The organism is Streptomyces sp. NPDC051963, assembly GCF_044593495.1.
In the GTDB taxonomy this organism is placed as follows: Bacteria; Actinomycetota; Actinomycetes; order Streptomycetales; family Streptomycetaceae; genus Streptomyces.
The window spans coordinates 1,244,941-1,264,140 of record NZ_JBIUCC010000002.1 but is presented as its reverse complement, the minus strand read 5'-3'; the positions used below and the strand labels follow the sequence as shown (position 1 = coordinate 1,264,140).

Below are 19,200 nucleotides of genomic sequence, written 5' to 3'. Positions count from 1 at the left end.
GGCGGCTCAGCCGGAGATGCCCACGACCAGCCAGATGAAGGCCGCCCCGGCGATCGTGCACAGCAGCGTCGAGCGGGCGGGACGCGCCTGGTGGGCCTCGGGGAGGATCTCGGACGCGGCGAGGTAGAGCAGTGCGCCGCCGAAGAGGCCGAGGTAGTAGCCGAGCGCTTCCTCCGGGATGGTGAACAGCAGCGTCGAGGCCGCGCCGAGGACGGGGGCCGCGGCGTCCGCCACCAGCATGGCGACCGCCCGGCGGCGGGCGTTCCCGTACAGGCGGGTGATCGTGTACGTGTTGAAGCCGTCCGCGAAGTCGTGGGCGATGACGGCGAGGGCGACCGCCACGCCCATGTCCCCGCCGACCTGGAACGCGGCGCCGATCGCGATGCCGTCCATGGCGCTGTGCCCGACCATCGCGGCCGCGGCCGACATGCCCACCTCGGGCGTCCGGCCGTGACCCGTCGGCGCCGCGCGGGCGGCCAGCAGCCGTTGCACCAGGTGGGCGAGGAGGAAGCCGGCCACGAAGAGCACCAGGGCCGCGGGTACGCCGAAGACGTCCGTGTCCGCCGCGTCCAGCGCCTCCGGCAGCAGGTCCAGGCCGACCACGCCCAGCATCAGTCCGCCGGCCAGGCCCAGGACCAGATGACGGCGGTCGGTCACGCGCTGTGCCGTCCAGCCGCCGGCCAGCGTCATCAGGAACGCGCCGAGCGCGACGAAGACCGCCATAGAGCCTTGCTATCCGATCACTGTGCGTGCGCGCATGTCCGGCACTCCCGAACGCACTGACTTTTCGCCCGACTTCGCAGCACCGCCGAATTTCGTAAGACCGCGTTGCAGTTTGTAAGACCGCTTCTGCTTGTACGAGAGGACCGATTCCCCATGGCCGATGCCACCGCCGGCAAGGTGACCTTCGTCGGTGCCGGCCCCGGCGCCGCCGATCTGCTGACGTTCCGTGCCGCGCGCGCCATCGCCGAGGCCGATGTCGTGATCTGGGCGGCCAGCCTGGTCCAGGCGGAGGTTCTCCAGCACGCGCGCGAGGACGCGGAGATCCTCGACTCGGCGACGATGTCCCTGGAGGACGTGGTCGCGGTGTACGAGCGGGCCCGGACCCATGGTCTGCGGGTCGCCCGTATCCACTCCGGGGACCCCGCGCTCTGGGGCGGTACGCAGGAGCAGCTCGACCGGTGTGCCGTGCTCGGCATCGCCACCGAGATCGTGCCCGGTGTCTCCGCGTTCTCCGCCGTGGCCGCGCTCGCCCAGCGGGAGCTGACGATCCCCGAGGTCGCGCAGTCCGTGGTGCTCACCCGGCTCGGCGGGGGCAAGACGCCGATGCCGCCCGGCGAGGAGGTCCGGGAGTTCGCCAAGCACGGCACGACCATGGCGATCTTCCTGTCGGCCGCCCGCAGCGGGCAGCTCGTACGGGAGTTGCTGGAGGGCGGCTATCCGACGACCACGCCGGTCGTGGTGGCCTACCAGGCGACCTGGCCCGAGGAACTGGTCGTGCGCTGCACGATCGAGACCCTGGAGGAGACCGTCAAGGAGCACAAGCTCTGGAAGCACACCCTCTTCCTGGTCGGCCCCGCCCTCGACGCCCAGGGCACCCGCTCGCACCTGTACCACCCCGGCCACTTCCACGGTTACCGCAAGGCCGACCCCGAGGCCCGCAGGGCGCTGCGGGAACGCGGGGCGAGTACATGATCACGGTCATCGGTACGGGGACGGGGGCGCCGCCCGCCGAGGACGTCCTCGGCGTCGCGGAGCTGGTCGTCGGGGGGCAGCGTCATCTCGACGCCGTACGGCTGCCGTCGGGGGCCGAGCGGGTCGTGCTCGGTCCACTGGCGCCCGCCCTCGACCGGATCGAGGCGTACGTCGGCAAGCAGGCGCCGGTCGTCGTGCTGGCCTCCGGTGACCCGGGGTTCTTCGGGATCGTCCGTGTGCTCGCCGAGCGCTTCGGCCCCGGGCTGCTCGACATCCGGCCCGGGGTGTCCTCCGTCGCCGCCGCCTTCGCGCGGGCCGGGCTGACGTGGGACGACGCGGTGGTGGTCAGCGCGCACGGGCGGGAGCTGCGGACGGCGGTCAATGTGTGCCGGGCGCAGGCGAAGGTCGCGGTGCTGACGGGCCCCGGGGCCGGTCCCGCCGAGCTGGGGGCCGCCCTGCTGCACAGTGAGCGCGTCCTCGTCGTGGCGTCCGCGCTGGGCGACCCCGAGCGTGAACGGGTGGAGCGGGTGACGCCGCGTGAGGCCGCCGGGCGGGACTGGGGTACGGCGGTGAGTGTGGTGCTGTGCCTGGACGAGGCGCGGTTCTCGCAGGGCGTGCGCACGGTGGCCGGACCCGCTGTCGGGCCGGCCGGATGGGCGCTGGACGAGGCCGCGTTCGCCCACCGCGACTCCATGATCACCAAGTTCGAGGTACGGGCGCTCGCCCTGGCCCGGCTCGGACCGCGTCTCGGCGAGCTGGTCTGGGACATCGGCGCGGGCTCCGGCTCCGTGGCCGTCGAGTGCGCACGGCTCGGCGCCGCCGTAGTCGCCGTCGAGAAGACCGGGGACGGCGTCGAGCGGATCCGCGCGAACGCCGACGCACACGAGGTGGACGTGCGGGTCGTCCACGGGAGCGCGCCCGGCGCGCTGTCCGAACTCGACGATCCCGACGCCGTGTTCGTCGGCGGGGGCGGACGCGACCTGCCCGCCATCGTCGCGGGATGCGCAGGGCGCGCCCGCCGCACGGTCGTCGTCGCGATGGCCGCACTCGACCGGGTACCGGCGGTGCGCGAGGCGCTCACCGGCGCCGGGTTCAGCTGCGACGGAGTGCTGCTCCAGTCCTCGCGGCTCGCGCCGCTGCCGGGAGACGTGACCCGGCTCGCGGCGACCAATCCCGTTTTTCTGCTGTGGGGCGTCAGACCTCAAGAACCCGACGACATCAAGGGAGTTGCCCAGTGATCGGCCTCATTTCCGCCACCGCGGCGGGCGCGGCTGCGCGAGACCGGCTGGCCGCCGCGTGGCCGGAGCGGACCCGGGTGTACGACGGCCCGGTCGGGGACGCCGTACGGCTCGCGTTCGCGGAGTGCGAGCAGCTGGTGTGTTTTCTGGCCACCGGGGCGGTGGTCCGGCTGATCGCGCCGCTGCTGTCCGACAAGCGGGCCGATCCCGGTGTGGTGTGCGTCGACGAGGGCGGGCGGTTCGCCGTGTCGCTGGTCGGCGGGCATGGCGGCGGGGCCAATGAACTCGCCCTGGAAGTGGGCGAGTTGCTGGGCTCCGAGCCCGTCGTCACCACGGCGACCGACTCCGTCGGCGTGCCGGGTCTCGACATGCTCGGGTTCCCGGTGGAGGGGGCCGTGTCCGCGGTCTCCCGTGCGCTGCTGGACGGCGAACCCGTCACCCTCGAGACCGAGGTCCCGTGGCCGCTGCCGCCCCTCCCCGTGGCACCGCACGGTGCGTACACCATCCGGGTCACCGACCGGACGGTCGAACTCTCCGGGCACGAGGTCGTCCTGCGCCCGCCGTCGCTCGTCGTCGGTGTGGGCGCCTCCAGGAACGCCCCGGCCGACGAGGTCCTCGGGCTCGTCGAGGGCACGTTGCGGGAGGCGGGACTGTCCGGCCGTAGCATCGCCGCGCTCGCCACCGTCGACGCCAAGGCCGAGGAGCCCGGGATCGTCGCGGCCGCCGAGCGGCTCGGGGTGCCGCTGGTGACGTACTCCGCCGAGGAGTTGGCCCGGGTCCGGGTGCCCAACCCCTCGAACGCGCCGCTCGCCGCCGTCGGCACGCCTTCCGTGGCGGAGGCGTCGGCGCTCATCGGCGGCGGTGAACTCCTCGTGCCCAAGCGGAAGTCGGCGATGGTCACCTGTGCCGTCGTACGCCGCCCCGCGCGCGGGCGCCTCGCGGTCGTCGGGCTCGGACCGGGCGCCCGGGATCTGCTCACCCCGCGCGCCAAGGCCGAACTGCGGCGCGCTGCCGTGCTCGTCGGCCTCGACCAGTACGTCGACCAGATCCGCGACCTGTTGCGGCCCGGCACCCGGGTGCTGGAGTCGGGGCTCGGCGCGGAGGAGGAGCGGGCCCGGACCGCGGTCGAGGAAGCCCGGCGCGGACAGGCCGTCGCCCTGATCGGCAGCGGCGACGCCGGTGTCTACGCCATGGCCTCCCCCGCGCTCGCCGAGGCCTCCGACGACATCGACGTCGTGGGCGTACCCGGCGTGACCGCCGCGCTCGCGGCCGCCGCGATCCTCGGTGCGCCGCTCGGACACGACCATGTGTCGATCAGCCTGTCCGACCTGCACACGCCGTGGGAGGTCATCGAGCGGCGGGTGCGGGCGGCGGCCGAGGCGGACATCGTCGTGACCTTCTACAACCCGCGCAGCCGCGGCCGCGACTGGCAGCTGCCGAAGGCGCTCGCGATCCTCGCCGAGCACCGGACGGGAACGACGCCGGTCGGAGTCGTACGGAATGCCTCACGGCCGGACGAGTCCGCTCGGCTGACGACCCTGGCCGCCCTGGATCCGGCGACGGTCGACATGATGACCGTCGTCACCGTGGGCAACACGGCGACCCGGGACATCGCGGGGCGCATGGTGACGCCGCGCGGTTATCGCTGGCAGGAGGAGGCCCTGTGAACCGCGTGGTTCGGTCGACCCCCTGCACCCCGCTGCACCACCCCCTTTCATACGCCGAGGAGAAACAGTGACCACCGCTCCGCCCGCCCTGCTCATCGCCGGCCATGGCACCCGGGACGATGCCGGAGCCGAGGCGTTCCGTGCCTTCGTACGGGAGTTGGGGCTGCGCCACCCCGAACTTCCGGTCGCGGGCGGCTTCATCGAACTGTCCCCGCCGCCCCTGGGCGACGCGGTGGCCGAGCTGGTGGAGCGCGGGGTACGACGGTTCGCCGCCGTACCGCTGATGCTGGTCTCCGCCGGGCACGCCAAGGGGGACATCCCGGCGGCGCTGGCCCGCGAGAAGGAGCGGCACCCCGGGATCTCGTACACCTACGGCCGTCCGCTGGGCCCGCACCCGGCGCTGCTGAACGTGCTGGAGCGGCGGCTCGACGAGGTGCTCGGCGGTCCGGCCCGCACGCCCTACGACCGGGCGGACGTCACCGTGCTGCTGGTCGGGCGGGGGTCCACGGATCCCGACGCCAACGCCGAGGTGCACAAGGCGGCCCGGCTGCTGTGGGAAGGGCGCGGATACGCGGGCGTGGAGACGGCGTTCGTGTCGCTCGCCGCGCCGGACGTGCCGAGCGGCCTCGACCGGTGCGTGATGCTGGGCGCGCGGCGGATCGTCGTCCTGCCGTACTTCCTGTTCACCGGCATCCTGCCGGACCGGGTGAAGGCGCAGACCGAGGGGTGGGCGGCCGCGCATCCCGAGGTCGAGGTGGTCTCGGCCGAGGTGATCGGCCCGGAGCCGGAGCTGCTCGATCTGGTGATGGAGCGGTACGAGGAGGCCGTGCAGGGCGATCTGCGGATGAACTGCGACTCCTGCGTCTACCGGATCGCGCTGCCCGGCTTCGAGGACAAGGTGGGTCTGCCGCAGCAGCCGCACTTCCACCCGGACGACGACGGGCACCACCAGCACGGGCACCACCACGGCGGACATGCGCATGCGCACTGAGGGCGGGCACGACCTGCGGCACCACGGTGACGCCGAGGTGCGGGACGACGGCTCGGCCCTCGTCGACCTGGCCGTCAACGTCCGTGCCGACACGCCTCCGCCCTGGCTGCGCGAGCGGATCGCCGCCTCGCTGGCCGGGCTCGCGGCCTACCCGGACGGGCGCCGCGCGCGTGCGGCGGTGGCGGCGCGGCACGGGCTCGCACCGGAACGGGTGCTGCTGACCGCGGGGGCCGCCGAGGCCTTCGTGCTGCTGGCGCGGGCGCTGAAGGTGCACCGACCGGTCGTCGTGCACCCGCAGTTCACCGAGCCGGAGGCCGCGCTGCGGGACGCCGGCCACAGCGTCGACCGGGTGGTGCTGCGGGCGGAGGACGGCTTCCGGCTGGACCCGGCCGCCGTACCCGAGGACGCCGACCTGGTCGTGATCGGCAACCCGACCAACCCGACGTCGGTGCTTCATCCGGCCGAAGAGATAGCCCAACTGGCCCGTCCCGGACGGACGTTGGTGGTCGACGAGGCGTTCATGGACGCCGTGCCGGGCGAGCGGGAGGCGCTGGCCGGGCGGAGGGACGTACCGGGCCTGGTCGTCCTGCGCAGTCTGACCAAGACCTGGGGGCTGGCGGGCCTGCGGATCGGGTACGTGCTCGCCGCGCCGGAGACCATCTCCGACCTGGAGCGCGCCCAGCCCCTGTGGCCGGTGTCCACGCCCGCGCTGGCCGCGGCCGAGGCCTGCATGGAGCCGCAGGCGCTCGCGGAGGCCGGGCATGCCGCCCACCGGGTCGCCGCCGACCGGGCCCATCTGGTGGCCGGACTCGGGCAGTTCGACGGGGTGCGGGTCGTGGCGCCCGCCGAGGGCCCCTTCGTTCTCGTACGGCTGCCGCACGCGGCCGACGTACGGCGGCGGCTGCGCGAGCTGGGGTTCGCGGTGCGGCGCGGGGACACCTTCCCCGGCCTGGACGAGGAGTGGCTGCGGCTGGCGGTGCGGGACCGGGGGACGGTCGGCTCCTTCCTTCACGCGCTGGACCGGGCACTGGCGCGTCACTGAGCACCTGCTCCCAGCCCCGCCCTCAGCCGTACGGTCGGACGCCGGTCAGCTCCGGCGGCGACGTGACAGCACCACCGCTCCTCCGCCCGCCAGGACCAGGGCGATCGCGCCGCCCGCGATGTACGGGGTCGCCGAACTGCCGCCGGTCTCGGCCAGCCCGTCCTCGGCCGGAGCGGCCTGGTCGCCCTGCGGCTCGACCTCGGCGCCCGGCTCCTGGCTCGGGGCGGCGGGAGCGGCAGGCGCTTCACAGGTCGCCTCGGCGAGTGTGAGGGTGCCCGTCACCTCGGCCACGTTCAGCTTCAACGGGTTGACGGAGACGGTGAGTTCGAGGGCGGTGGCGGCCGCCTTGGTCGTCGTCGTCTCCGTCTTCGACAGATCCAGCCGGACTTCACCGATGCCGGGGACCTTCACGTCCGTGGTGCCGCCGGTACTCACCGTCACCTTCTTGCCGAGCACGGTGACGGCTCCCAGCAGGTTCGAGGAGGCGCTGGGCGTCTCACCGGCCTCGCAGGTCGCCTTCGACGTCACGCCGTCGACCTCGATGAGCGACAGCAGCGGCAGACCGGGGACGTGGAGCTTCGCATGGGCGAGGTTGGTGGAGGCCTCGGCCTTGCCGTCGGCGACCGTCGCCTTCGACTGCGCCACGTCCGCGCGCAGCACCTGGATGGGCTGTCCGCCCTCGACCCCGTTCAACTGGGCGGTGAGCGCGGTCTTTTCGGCGCTCTGCGGCGCCTGCACTTCGTTGAGCGAGACCGTGAGCGGGACGTTCACGGTCTTGTTCAGCAGGGACACATCAAGCCCGGTGCGCAGTACGACGGCGCTTGCGCGGCCGTCCTCGGTCGCGTGGGCGGGGCCCGCGCCGGCCAGGGCCGCGGGACCGGCGGCCAGCGCGGTGGCCGTCGCGACTGTGGCGAAACGCCGTGCGGGCATACGGAAACTGGAGCCATTCAAGGTGGGGACCCCCAAAGGAGACTTGCCTGGGACCCGGCAAGGATTACGCACTGAGGGTGAACCGGCGGCATTCCGGTGCCACTTCACCCCATCGTGGGTTTTCCGTGAACCTTTTCGAATCGCTCGGCACGGATGTTCCCCACAGTCACTCGTTCAACTGCCTTGACTCGAACGCGCCGGTTGACGCTCCGGAGCACCAAGAGGCGCATACGTCAACTCGACGCCGCGCCGGGCGCCGACAGGCAACGCGGCACAAGCGCTCCTATGCTGAGGGGAAAGGGCCTTGCGGCCCTGGTCGCGGGCTTCTCTTCGGGTGCTTGGAGTCAGCCCATGACGCGTTCGTGCGGACGACTGCGCAGGGGGGCCGTGACTGCCGTGGCGGTAGGCGCGCTCGCGGTTCCCATCGGGGGCGGAACCGCTTTCGGGGCGCCATCGCTCGCCCCCACCACCGCCGCCACCGGCACCCCCACCGGTACCGAACCACCATCGCCCTCACCCTCGGCGACAGACGGTTTCGTGACGCTCACTCCCGAGGTGAAACAGCAGGTCGACGACGCCGTGCAGCAGGTCATGTCAGAGGCGAACGTGCCCGGCGTGACCGTGGGGATATGGACGCCCGACCAGGGGACCCATGTGAAGTCGTTCGGCGTCGCCGACAAGAGCGACGGCCGGAAGATGTCGCCGGACCTGTTCATGCGCATCGGCAGCGAGACCAAGACCTTCACCGTGACGGCGCTGCTGAAGCTGGTCGACGAGGGCAAGGTCGGCCTCGACGACACCATCGACCAGTACGTCGACGACGTGCCCAACGGCGACAAGATCACCCTGCGTCAGCTGGCCGGGATGCGCAGCGGGCTCTTCAACTACTCCCAGGACCCGGACTTCTTCAAGGCGCTGACGTCCGATCCGCAGGACCCCTTCACCCCGCAGGAACTGCTCGCCTACTCGTTCAAGCACCCCGTGCTGTTCGCACCGGGCGCGGAGTTCTACTACTGCAACACCAACCTCATCCTGCTCGGTCTGGTCGTCGAGCAGGCCGGCGATCAGCCGCTGAACGACTACATCCAGGAGAACGTCCTCGAACCGGCCGGCATGGACGACACGGTCTTCCCGACCGACGCGACGTTCCCGAACCCGCACGCGCAGGGGTACACGGACCAGACCGCGGACGGGAAGGTCGCCGACTCCGCCGACTGGGATCCCTCATGGGCCTGGGCGGCCGGCGCGATGATCTCCACGCTGGAGGATCTGCGCCTGTGGGCGCCGACCGTCGCCACCGGCGTCCTGCCCGACGGCACCACCCTGATCAGCCCCGCCACCCAGAAGCAGCGGCTCACCACACCGCCCACCACGATCCCGGGCGCCGGGTACGGCCTCGGCATCTTCAACGTCCAGGGCTGGATCGGGCACAACGGCTCACTGCCGGGCTACGAGTCCCTGACGATCTACCTCCCGTCGGCCCAAGCCACCATCGTCGTGCTGCTGAACACCGACATCAACTACAAGAACACCGAGCCCAGCACGCTCTTCGGCGACGCGATCACGAAGATCGTCAGCCCGGAGCACATCTTCAACCTGCCGGCCCAGAACGCGGCCCACTAGGGTCTGCCGCTCAGCCGACGACCCGTCCGTTCAGGACCACCCGCCGCGGTGCCGCCAGGACCCGTACGTCCGCTCGTGGGTCGCCCTCGTACACGACGAGGTCCGCCGGTGCCCCCTCGTCGAGGCCGGGGCGGCCCAGCCAGCTCCGGGCGCCCCAGGCGGTCGCGGAGAGGGCCTGGACCGGTGGGATGCCGGCGGTGACCAGTTCCGCGACCTCGCCCGCCACCAGGCCGTGGGCCAGGGAGCCGCCCGCGTCCGTGCCGACGTACACCGGGATACCGGCGTCGTAGGCGTTGCGGACCGTGTCGTAGCGGCGCTCGTACAGCCGGTGCATATGGGCCGACCAGCGGGGGAACCTGGCCTCGCCGCCGGCGGCCAGCTGCGGGAAGGTGGCGATGTTGACCAGGGTCGGGACGATGGCGACGCCCCGTTCGGCGAACAGCGGGATCAGGTCCTCGGTGAGGCCCGTCGCGTGCTCGATGCAGTCGATGCCCGCCTCGACCAGGTCGCGGAGGGAGTCCTCGGCGAAGCAGTGGGCCGTCACACGGGCGCCCAGGCGATGGGCCTCGGCGATCCCCGCCTCCACCGCCTCACGCGGCCAGCAGGCCGACAGGTCGCCGAGGTCGCGGTCGATCCAGTCGCCGACCAGCTTGACCCAGCCGTCGCCGCGGCGGGCCTCCTGGGCGACGTACGCGACGAGGTCGTCCGGCTCGATCTCGTGCGCGAAGTTGCGGATGTAGCGGCGGGTGCGGGCGATGTGCCGGCCGGCCCGGATGATCTTCGGCAGGTCCTCGCGGTCGTCGATCCAGCGGGTGTCCGAGGGCGAGCCCGCGTCGCGGAGGAGCAGCGTGCCGGCCTCCCGGTCGGTCAGCGCCTGCTTCTCGGCCACGTCCGCGTCGACCGGGCCGTGCAGGCCGAGGCCGACATGGCAGTGGGCGTCGACCAGTCCGGGCAGCGCCCAGCCCTCGACGGTGCGGATGTCGCGGGCGTCGGCGGGACGGTCGTACGAGATCCTCCCGCCGATCACCCAGAGTTCGTCGCGGACGTCGTCGGGCCCGACGAGGACCCGGCCCTTCACGTGCAGCACCGCACCCTGATCGCTCATGTACGGCACCCTAGCCAAGCCGCTATCGGTCCTTGCCCACCTGGTCCGACGTCTCCTCCTCCACCTCCGCCATCGCCGGATCCAGGAGCCGGGACAGGAAGTGGCGGGTGCGTTCGTGGCTCGGGTTGGTGATGACCTGCTCCGGGGTGCCGTCCTCGACGATCACTCCGCCGTCCATGAAGACGACGCGGTCGGCGACTTCGCGGGCGAAGGTCATCTCGTGGGTGACGACCATCATGGTCATGCCCTCCTGCGCCAGCATGCGCATGACCGCCAGGACGTCCCCCACCAGCTCGGGGTCGAGCGCCGACGTCGGCTCGTCGAAGAGCATCACGTCGGGGCCCATCGCCAGTGCGCGGGCGATGGCGACGCGCTGCTGCTGACCGCCGGACAACGACGACGGGTACGCGGTCGCCTTCTCCGACAGTCCCACGCGGGCCAGGTTCTCGGCGGCGACCTTCCCGGCCTCGGCCTTGCCCCGCCCCAGCACCCGGCGCTGCGGGAGCGTGAGGTTCTCGGTCACCGTCAGGTGCGGGAAGAGGTTGAACTGCTGGAAGACCATGCCGATACGGCGACGTACGGCGTCGATGTCGACATCCGGGTCGGTGAGCTCCGTACCGCCGACGAAGACCTGGCCCTTGGTGGGTTCCTCGAGCAGGTTCACACAGCGCAGGAGCGTCGACTTGCCCGAGCCGGACGGGCCGATCACGCACACGACCTCGCCCTGGCCGATCTCCAGGTCGATGCCGCGCAGCACCTCGTTGTCGCCGAAGGACTTGTGCAGGTCCCGGACTTGGATCTCTGGACGACTCACTTGACGGCCTCCTGGGCCTTCGTCTCCATGCGGCGTACGACGAAGCCGAGCGGGATCGTGACGAGCAGATAGCACAGGCCCGCGACCAGGATCGGCGTGGAGTTGGCGGTCTGGCTGGCCAGATCGCGGCCGAACTTGGACAGTTCGCGCTCCTCCAGGGTGACGCCGAGGAACAGCACCAGCGAGGAGTCCTTGAACAGCAGCACCAGTTCGTTCGTCAGCGGCGGGAGGATGATCCTGAACGCCTGCGGGACGATGATCGAGACCATGGCCCGGGCCGGTGAGAAGCCCAGTGAACGGGCCGCCTCCATCTGCCCCTTGGGCACCGCCTGGATGCCCGCGCGGATCGTCTCCGCCATGTACGCGGCGGAGACGAGACCGAGGGCGAGCGCGACCTTGCCGTAGGTGCCGCCGGGGATCTCGGTGCCCGGGAAGGCGAGCGGCACTGCCACGCCCACGAAGATGAAGATCAGCAGGGCGGGCAGACCACGGAAGATCTCGATGTAGATGCTCGCCAGCCAGCGGTACGGCCCGACGGACGACAGCCGCATCAGCGCGATCACCATGCCGAGGACCAGGCCGAAGACGAAGCCGGACAGCGTGTACAGCACGGTGTTCTTCAGCGCCAGCGTGATGACGTCCGGGAACATCTGCTCGGCGATGTCCCACTGGGCGAACTGGTTCTTCAGCCGGTCCCAGTCGGCCGAGACCGCGAAGGCGACCACGGCCGCGACGAAGACGGCGTACTGGATGCCGCGCGAGACGCGCCGCTTCTGACTCCGGGTCAACCCCTTCTTGCGGGGCTGGACTTCAGTGCTCTCGGTGGTCCCGCTCATGAGGAGGCGGAGGCCGAGGGCGACGCGGCGGAGTCGTCGTACGGGCCGATCCACTGCTCGTACAGCTTCTTGTACGTCCCGTCGGCCTTGGCGTCCGCGAGCGCCTTGTTGATGGCGGCCAGGAGCTTGGCGTTGCCCTTCTTCACCGTGAAGCCGTACTGCTCACCGGTGTTGACCTGCTCGGCGACATCGAAGGCGGCGGCGTTGGCCTTGTCCTTCAGCCAGCCCTGGACGACCGGGTAGTCGATGACGACGGCCTCTACCTGGCCGGTGCGCAGACCGTTGAGGACGGCGTCGGAGGACTCGAAGGAGACCGGGTCCAGGCCCTGGCTCTTGGCGTAGTCCTCGCCGGTGGTCTGCGCCTGGGCGCCGACCTTCTTGCCCTTGAGGCCGGCGAAGGACGTGATGCCGCTCTTCTTGTCGACCAGCACGGCCTGGGTGGCGTCGAAGTACGGGTCCGAGAAGTCGACGTTCTTCTTGCGCTCCTCGGTGATGGTCATGCCGGCGGCGGCCAGGTCGCACTCGTCGGAGTTGAGGAACGCGCCGGTCTTGAAGTTCTCGAACGGTGTGTCGAGGATCTCCTGCTTCACGCCGAGGTTCTTGGCGACCAGGTCGATCAGGGAGACGTCGAAGCCCTGCACCTTGCCGTCGATCTCCGACTGGAAGGGCGGGTACGGCAGGTGGGTGCAGGTGGTGAGCTGACCGCCCTTGACCAGGGTGACCCCGCCGGCGGCGGTCTGGGTGCCGCTGCCGCCGTCGTCCGATGAGCAGCCGGCCACGAGCACCAGCCCGGCCGTCGCGGTGGTGGCGGCCAGAATGCGGGCCCGGCGCCCGAGGACCGTGATCACGGGGGACCTCCTGTGAGGGAACAATAAGTTCCGATTATAAGGAGAAGTTTGAGTACCTCAAACCAAACCGATGGCTGAGCCGCTGTCCGGCCTAAGAAGTCGCCGGTCGGGGCCGGATCCGGGGCGCCGGTTACGCTCGTTGGCGTCGCTCCCCGTGAGCGATCCGTCGATCCCCGTGAGCGAAGAGAGCACCGCCGTGACCCACCCCTTCCTCGACCTGGCCCCGCTGAGCGCCACGCACTTCGCGTCCATCGAGGACCGCGTGGCACGACTCCTCCGTACCCAGCAGGACGTCGTGATCATGCAGGGCGAGGCGTTGTTGCCGCTGGAGGGCGCGATCCGCGGGACCACCGGGCCCGGCACGACCGCGCTGAACGTGATCACCGGCCCGTACGGGCAGACCTTCGGCGACTGGCTGCGGGACTGCGGCGCCACGGTGATCGATCTCGCCGTGCCCTTCCACACGGCGGTCACCGCAGCGCAGATCCGGGACGCCTTCGCCGAGCGCCCGGAGATCGACTTCGTGTCGCTGGTGCACGCGGAGGCGGCGACCGGCAACACGAACCCGGTCGCTGAGATCGGTGAGGTCGTACGGCAGCACGGCGCCCTCTTCTACCTGGACGCCGTCGCCTCCATCGGGGCCGAGCCGGTGCTGCCGGACGCGTGGGGCGTGGACCTGTGCGTGATCGGGGCGCAGAAGGCGATGGGCGGACCGGCCGGGGTGTCGGCCGTGTCGGTGAGCGAGCGGGCGTGGGCACGGATGGCGGCGAATCCCCGGGCGCCGCGCCGGTCGTATCTCTCGCTGCTCGACTGGAAGGAGCGGTGGATCGACGGCGGACGCCGTGCGCTGCTCCACGCCCCGGCCCAGCTGGAGATGCTGGCGCTCGAAGCGTGTGTGGAGCGGATCGAGGCGGACGGTCTGGACACGGTCATGGCCCGGCACGCCGGTGCCGCCGCGGCGACGAGGGCCGGGGCGTCGGCGCTGGGCGGCGGGCTGGAGTCGTACGTGCACGAGGCGGCGGACGCGGCGCCGGTGGCCACGACCCTGCGGGCACCTGCCGGGACGGTGGCGTCCGAGCTGGTGGCCCGGGCGCTGGCGTCGGATCCCGCGCTGCCGCTGGCGGCGGGCGGGGGCGCGTTGGCCAAGGAGATGATCCGGGTGAACCACTACGGCGTCGACGCGACGCGGGATGTCGTGCTGGCAAGCCTGACGGCGCTGGGCGCCGCGCTGGCCGAGAAGGACCTGGGCGTGGATCCGGAGGCGGCCCGGCGGGCGGCAGAGGCGGCCTGGCGGTAGCACCCGCGGATCGACCCCAGGTCGATGTCAGTGCCCCGTGCCATGCTCGCCCCATGACCACCGACACACCCCTCACCCTCCCCGACGGCCGCCCCGTCCCCCTCATGACCGGTGACGAACTCCCCATGCTGCAAAGCTGGTTGGCGTTTCACCGGGCCACTCTCGCGCTGAAGTGCGCGGGGCTGGACGACGCCCAGGTGCGGCTCGCGCCGGTCGAGCCGTCCTCGCTCACGCTCCTCGGGCTCGTCCAGCACGTCACCGAGGTCGAACGGAACTGGTTCCAGCGGGTGTTCGCCGGCCTTGACGTGCCACCGGTCTACGGCGAGGAGACCGGGTACGTACTGGATCCTGAGCGCGGGCTGGACGAGGCGCTCGCGGTGTGGCGGCACGAGGTCGCCCGGAATGACGAGCTGTGTGCCGGACGGTCGCCCGACGACATCGGGCGGATGGTGGACGCGCCGTTCACCGGTCTGGAGGTCAGCCTGCGCTGGGTGCTCATCCACATGATCGAGGAGTACGCCCGGCACAACGGCCATGCGGACCTGCTGCGGGAGCGGATCGACGGGGTGACCGGAGCCTGAATTCGATATTGAATTACAGGATTCTCGACGTGCAATTCGGGAATTCAATCGAGAGCAGCTTCCCGTATTCTTCTGCCCGCTTTCCCTCGACCTAAACACCAAGATTTCGCGAACGCCAACCGGTGTAATTCGGGCAGATCTCGTGAGGGTTACATGGTTGTGACGCGTTACACATCGCTGCCGATTTGCCCCTTATCTGCCGGGCCAAACAGCCCATACCTCTCACTTTCACGTCTCGGCTCGCGCCCGCGCGATAACACACGGACCGTCGACACGTAACCCCGTCCGGCCATGCAATTCGGATTTTCCCTCGGTAAATTCAATTCGCATGACTGCCGCACAAGCAGACCTGCACATCGACCGTCCGGCGGTGTCGGACGGCGCCGCACTCTGGCGAATCGCCAGGGACTCGGGGAAGCTCGACCTCAACTCCTCGTACAGCTATCTGCTGTGGTGCCGTGACTTCGCCGGTACGTCGGCCGTGGCGCGCGCCGCCGACGGAAGGCCCGTCGGCTTCGTCACCGGGTATGTGCGGCCCGAGCGCCCGCGGACCCTGCTCGTGTGGCAGGTGGCCGTCGACTCCGAGCACCAGGGACAGGGGCTCGCGGCCCGGCTGCTGGACGGGCTCACCGCGCGCGTCGCGGCCGAGCGTCCGCTGACCGACGTCGAGACCACCATCACGCCGGGCAACGCCGCGTCCGAGCGGCTCTTCATCTCGTACGCCGAACGCCACGGTGCGCGCGTCGAGCGTGAAGTCCTCTTCGAGACCGGGCAGTTCCCCGACGGTCCGCACGATCCCGAGGTCCTGTACCGCATCGGACCCCTGTCTCTCTGACCTTCCCCCCACACACTTACGCTTCGAGGAGCGATTCGTCGTGACCATCACCCAGCCCGACCTCAGCGTCTTCGAGACCCTGGAGTCCGAGGTGCGCAGCTACTGCCGCGGCTGGCCCACCGTCTTCGACCGTGCTCAGGGCAGCCGTATGTACGACGAGGACGGCCACGAGTACCTGGACTTCTTCGCCGGCGCCGGATCCCTGAACTACGGACACAACAACCCCGTGCTGAAACGGGCGTTGATCGACTACCTGGAGCGGGACGGCGTCACGCACGGGCTCGACATGTCGACCACCGCCAAGCGCAGCTTCCTCCAGACCTTCCAGGACCTCGTCCTGCGCCCGCGTGATCTGCCGTTCAAGGTCATGTTCCCGGGGCCGACCGGCACCAACGCCGTCGAGTCCGCGCTGAAGCTGGCGCGGAAGGTGAAGGGGCGCGAGGCCATCGTGTCGTTCACCAACGCCTTCCACGGCATGTCGCTGGGGTCGCTCGCCGTCACCGGCAACGCCTTCAAGCGGGCCGGCGCGGGCATCCCGCTGGTGCACGGCACGCCGATGCCGTTCGACAACTACTTCGACGGCACGGTCGAGGACTTCCTGTGGTTCGAGCGGCTCCTGGAGGACCAGGGGTCCGGGCTCAACAAGCCCGCCGCCGTGATCGTGGAGACCGTGCAGGGCGAGGGCGGCATCAATGTGGCCCGCCCGGAGTGGCTGCGGGCGCTGTCCGAGCTGTGCGAGCGGCAGGACATGCTGCTCATCGTCGACGACATCCAGATGGGCTGCGGGCGCACCGGCGCCTTCTTCTCCTTCGAGGAAGCGGGCATCACGCCCGACATCGTCACCGTGTCCAAGTCCATCAGCGGCTACGGCCTGCCGATGTCGCTGTGCCTGTTCAAGCCCGAGCTGGACATCTGGGAGCCGGGCGAGCACAACGGCACCTTCCGCGGCAACAACCCCGCCTTCGTCACGGCCACCGCGGCCCTGGAGGCGTACTGGGCCGACGGATCCGCGATGGAGAAGCAGACCCGGTCCAAGGGCGAGCAGATCGAACAGGCGATGATCTCCATCACCGAGGAGAACCTCGCCGACATCAAGGAGTACCGGGGCCGCGGTCTGGTGTGGGGCCTGGAGTTCCACGACAAGGACCGGGCCGGCCGGGTCGCCACGCGCGCCTTCGAACTCGGGCTGCTCATCGAGACGTCCGGCCCCCAGAGCGAGGTCGTCAAACTGCTGCCGGCCCTCACCACCACCCCCGAAGAGCTCGACGAGGGCCTGCGCGTCCTCGCTCGTGCCGTACGCGAAACCGTGTGAATCACCCGAGATAAGGAGCTGTTCAGCACCGTGATCGTCCGTTCGTTCAAGGACATCGAAGGCACCGACCGGCACGTGAAGGCCGAATCCGGCACCTGGGAGAGCAAACGCATCGTCCTCGCCAAGGAGAAGGTCGGCTTCTCCCTGCACGAGACGATCCTGTACGCGGGTACGGAGACGTCGATGTGGTACGCGAACCACATCGAGGCCGTCGTCTGCGTGGAGGGCGAGGCCGAGCTGACCGACGACGAGACCGGGCAGAAGTACACGATCACGCCCGGCACCATGTACCTCCTCGACGGACACGAGCGGCACACGATGCGGATCAAGCAGGACTTCCGCTGCATCTGCGTCTTCAACCCGCCCGTGACCGGACGGGAGGACCATGACGAGAACGGCGTGTACCCGCTGCTCACCGAGGAGGGCTGACATCTCATGACCACGATCACGGACCTGTACCCCACCCGAGGCGCTTCCGAGGTGGCCGTACCCCGCCAGGACCCCGTCGTCTGGTCCGCGCCCGGCACGCCGGGCCCCTTCTCGGCGGCCGACCTCCAGGCCTTCGAGCGGGACGGCTTCGCCGCCCTCGAGCAGATCATCACCGAGGACGAAGTCGCCGTGTACCGGCAGGAGTTGGAGCGGCTCGTCACCGACCCGGCGATCCGCGCCGACGAGCGCTCCATCGTCGAGCCCAAGTCCCAGGAGATCCGCTCGGTCTTCGAAGTGCACCGGATCAGCGAGCTGTTCGCCACGCTGGTGCGTGACGAGCGGGTCGTCGGACGGGCCCGGCAGATCCTCGGCTCGGACGTGTACGTCCATCAGTCGCGGATCAACGTCAAGCCCGGCTTCGGGGCCAGCGGCTTCTACTGGCACTCCGACTTCGAGACCTGGCACGCCGAGGACGGCTTGCCCAACATGCGCACGGTGTCCGTCTCGATCGCGCTGACCGAGAACTACGACACCAACGGCGGCCTCATGATCATGCCGGGGTCGCACCGGACGTTCCTCGGCTGTGCGGGGGCCACGCCGAAGGACAACTACAAGCAGTCCCTCCAGATGCAGGACGCGGGCACGCCGTCCGACGAGGCGCTGACCTCGCTGGCCGGCCAGTACGGCATCAAGCTGTTCACCGGCCGGGCGGGTTCGGCGACCTGGTTCGACTGCAACTGCATGCACGGGTCGGGCGACAACATCACGCCGTTCCCGCGCAGCAACGTGTTCATCGTGTTCAACAGCGTGGAGAACGCGGCGGTCGACCCGTTCGCGGCCCCCATTCGGCGCCCGGAGTTCATTGGAGCGACGGATTTCACGCCCGTGAGGTAGAGGACCTCTCGCCAAGTAGAAGCCCTCTGGTGAGCGGGCGGCGTCACAGCCAGGCCAGTGACGCCGCCCGCTCCAGCACGTTCCGTACGGCCGTACGGTCGCCCGTGGCGCCGTGCGGGACCTCGTCGGCGGTGTGACGGCCGCCGATCAGCAGACAGAAGTCGAGGGGATCCAGGACGAGTTCGGCCCGTACGGGCTCGTCTTCCGAGCCCAGCACCCATTCCTCGCCGCCGGTGACCGCGAACAGCACCGGCGGCGCGGTGGGTCCGAGGGCCAGGCCCAGGATGCGGACCGCCAGCCGGACCAACTGCCACAGGTGCTGCTCGGGCGGCGGCGGGACGGCCAGGCCCAGGGCACGGCCGATGTCGTCGGTGTGGATCCACGCCTCGAAGGCGCGCACCACGAAGTGGTCGGCGACCGGCAGCCGTGCCCCCATCAACGTCACGGCGTGGGCGGCCCGTTCGGCGTCCAGGGCTTCGGGGCTGGCGAGCAGCGCGTCCGCCTGCGCGGACCAGTCCGCGACCGTCTCGTCCGGGCTGCGGCCGTACTCGTGGGCGATGACGTCCTCGGTCCGCCGGCTCCAGGCCTCCGTCCAGCCGGCGCCGTCCGCGATCGTCGAGGGCGGCACGCGCGCGTCGATGCCGAGCAGTCGCGCGAGGTGTTCGTCGGCGGCGAGGAGGTGGGCGATCGTCGCGTGCACGTCCCAGTCGTGCACGACCGGCGTGCCCCAGCGGCCGGCGGCCTCGGGCAGCAGCGCCTTCAGACCGGCGACGGCCGCCGCGTACGGGGCCGCGTGCGCGGCGACGCGGGGGGCGCCGGGGCGGGTGCGCAGAACGGCGGACAGGACGTCGGACGCGGGGCGTTCAGGGGTGTCGTACGAGCGTGGGCCGTCCAGCAGACGGACCGTCCGGCGCCACCGCTCCGCCTGCGCGGCGCAGCTCTCGCACTCGGCCAGGTGCGGCGGGACCGTCCGCTCGTCGGCCGGTTCCAGTGCACCGAACGCCCAGGCGGCCAGCAGATCCCGTACACCGTCGTGGTCCGTGGTCACCCCGTACCTCCTCGC

General features: G+C 70.8%; 19 protein-coding genes. 12 read left to right on the top strand and 7 right to left on the bottom strand.

The annotated features are described in order from the left end of the window. Positions 1-6 precede the first annotated feature (6 nt). Positions 7-723 carry a ZIP family metal transporter gene (locus tag ACIHFB_RS12205; RefSeq protein ID WP_365287222.1) on the bottom strand — a complete coding sequence of 239 codons (717 nt, stop codon included), beginning with the start codon at positions 721-723 and terminating at the stop codon, positions 7-9. Between the two features lie 153 nt (positions 724-876). On the opposite strand from ACIHFB_RS12205, the gene cobM reads away from it, so the two are divergent. The 5 genes from cobM to cobC all read left to right on the top strand — a co-directional run bounded on the left by cobM (position 877) and on the right by cobC (position 6,633). Then, positions 877-1,695: a precorrin-4 C(11)-methyltransferase gene (gene cobM / locus ACIHFB_RS12200; protein WP_400126660.1), complete on the top strand. Its 819-nt coding sequence runs from the start codon at positions 877-879 to the stop codon at positions 1,693-1,695. After that, positions 1,692-2,933 carry a precorrin-6y C5,15-methyltransferase (decarboxylating) subunit CbiE gene (cbiE, locus tag ACIHFB_RS12195; protein ID WP_400126657.1) on the top strand — a complete coding sequence of 414 codons (1,242 nt, stop codon included), beginning with the start codon at positions 1,692-1,694 and terminating at the stop codon, positions 2,931-2,933. Before cobM ends, cbiE begins: the two co-directional genes overlap by 4 nt. Further along, positions 2,930-4,600: a precorrin-3B C(17)-methyltransferase gene (gene cobJ, locus ACIHFB_RS12190; RefSeq protein ID WP_365287228.1), complete on the top strand. Its 1,671-nt coding sequence runs from the start codon at positions 2,930-2,932 to the stop codon at positions 4,598-4,600. The genes cbiE and cobJ overlap by 4 nt, the downstream gene beginning before the upstream one ends. A gap of 67 nt (positions 4,601-4,667) precedes the next feature. Next, positions 4,668-5,591, top strand: a complete 924-nt coding sequence (locus ACIHFB_RS12185; RefSeq protein ID WP_365287230.1) for a sirohydrochlorin chelatase — start codon at positions 4,668-4,670, stop codon at positions 5,589-5,591. Beyond that, positions 5,581-6,633: an Rv2231c family pyridoxal phosphate-dependent protein CobC gene (gene cobC, locus ACIHFB_RS12180; RefSeq protein WP_400126767.1), complete on the top strand. Its 1,053-nt coding sequence runs from the start codon at positions 5,581-5,583 to the stop codon at positions 6,631-6,633. Before ACIHFB_RS12185 ends, cobC begins: the two co-directional genes overlap by 11 nt. Before the next feature lie 45 nt (positions 6,634-6,678). Here the strand turns inward: cobC and ACIHFB_RS12175 are convergent, their stop codons facing one another. Then, positions 6,679-7,584: an SCO1860 family LAETG-anchored protein gene (locus ACIHFB_RS12175; protein ID WP_400126654.1), complete on the bottom strand. Its 906-nt coding sequence runs from the start codon at positions 7,582-7,584 to the stop codon at positions 6,679-6,681. 330 nt (positions 7,585-7,914) lie between these two features. On the opposite strand from ACIHFB_RS12175, the gene ACIHFB_RS12170 reads away from it, so the two are divergent. Continuing rightward, positions 7,915-9,186, top strand: a complete 1,272-nt coding sequence (locus ACIHFB_RS12170; protein ID WP_400126653.1) for a serine hydrolase domain-containing protein — start codon at positions 7,915-7,917, stop codon at positions 9,184-9,186. A gap of 10 nt (positions 9,187-9,196) precedes the next feature. Here the strand turns inward: ACIHFB_RS12170 and ACIHFB_RS12165 are convergent, their stop codons facing one another. From ACIHFB_RS12165 to ACIHFB_RS12150, 4 genes are read right to left on the bottom strand one after another with little or no spacing between them, the layout of a single operon-like run. Then, positions 9,197-10,291 (bottom strand): amidohydrolase family protein, encoded by a 1,095-nt coding sequence (locus ACIHFB_RS12165; RefSeq protein WP_400126651.1) that lies wholly within the window; start codon positions 10,289-10,291, stop codon positions 9,197-9,199. 22 nt (positions 10,292-10,313) lie between these two features. Then, a complete protein-coding gene (locus ACIHFB_RS12160) occupies positions 10,314-11,105 on the bottom strand; it encodes an amino acid ABC transporter ATP-binding protein (RefSeq protein WP_365287238.1) in 792 nt (263 codons plus the stop codon). After that, complete coding sequence (locus ACIHFB_RS12155) at positions 11,102-11,941, bottom strand: amino acid ABC transporter permease (protein ID WP_365287240.1); 840 nt, start codon at positions 11,939-11,941, stop codon at positions 11,102-11,104. Before ACIHFB_RS12155 ends, ACIHFB_RS12160 begins: the two co-directional genes overlap by 4 nt. Further along, entirely contained in the window at positions 11,938-12,789 is an 852-nt protein-coding gene (locus ACIHFB_RS12150; protein WP_365287242.1) for a transporter substrate-binding domain-containing protein, read from the bottom strand. Before ACIHFB_RS12150 ends, ACIHFB_RS12155 begins: the two co-directional genes overlap by 4 nt. A 196-nt stretch (positions 12,790-12,985) precedes the next feature. On the opposite strand from ACIHFB_RS12150, the gene ACIHFB_RS12145 reads away from it, so the two are divergent. The 6 genes from ACIHFB_RS12145 to thpD all read left to right on the top strand — a co-directional run bounded on the left by ACIHFB_RS12145 (position 12,986) and on the right by thpD (position 18,137). Beyond that, the gene (locus ACIHFB_RS12145; protein ID WP_400126766.1) at positions 12,986-14,086 is read left to right on the top strand and encodes a pyridoxal-phosphate-dependent aminotransferase family protein; all 1,101 of its coding nucleotides are present in this window, start codon (positions 12,986-12,988) and stop codon (positions 14,084-14,086) included. Between the two features lie 53 nt (positions 14,087-14,139). Then, the gene (locus ACIHFB_RS12140) at positions 14,140-14,667 is read left to right on the top strand and encodes a DinB family protein (RefSeq protein ID WP_400126648.1); all 528 of its coding nucleotides are present in this window, start codon (positions 14,140-14,142) and stop codon (positions 14,665-14,667) included. A 328-nt stretch (positions 14,668-14,995) separates the two neighbouring features. Beyond that, entirely contained in the window at positions 14,996-15,502 is a 507-nt protein-coding gene (gene ectA, locus ACIHFB_RS12135) for a diaminobutyrate acetyltransferase (RefSeq protein WP_365287246.1), read from the top strand. Between the two features lie 40 nt (positions 15,503-15,542). Beyond that, complete coding sequence (ectB, locus tag ACIHFB_RS12130; RefSeq protein ID WP_365287248.1) at positions 15,543-16,814, top strand: diaminobutyrate--2-oxoglutarate transaminase; 1,272 nt, start codon at positions 15,543-15,545, stop codon at positions 16,812-16,814. A gap of 30 nt (positions 16,815-16,844) precedes the next feature. Beyond that, positions 16,845-17,243: an ectoine synthase gene (locus tag ACIHFB_RS12125; RefSeq protein ID WP_365287250.1), complete on the top strand. Its 399-nt coding sequence runs from the start codon at positions 16,845-16,847 to the stop codon at positions 17,241-17,243. A 6-nt stretch (positions 17,244-17,249) separates the two neighbouring features. Continuing rightward, entirely contained in the window at positions 17,250-18,137 is an 888-nt protein-coding gene (gene thpD, locus ACIHFB_RS12120) for an ectoine hydroxylase (protein ID WP_365287252.1), read from the top strand. A gap of 43 nt (positions 18,138-18,180) precedes the next feature. Here the strand turns inward: thpD and ACIHFB_RS12115 are convergent, their stop codons facing one another. Further along, positions 18,181-19,185 (bottom strand): maleylpyruvate isomerase family mycothiol-dependent enzyme, encoded by a 1,005-nt coding sequence (locus tag ACIHFB_RS12115; RefSeq protein ID WP_400126644.1) that lies wholly within the window; start codon positions 19,183-19,185, stop codon positions 18,181-18,183. Between the last annotated feature and the right edge of the window lie 15 nt (positions 19,186-19,200).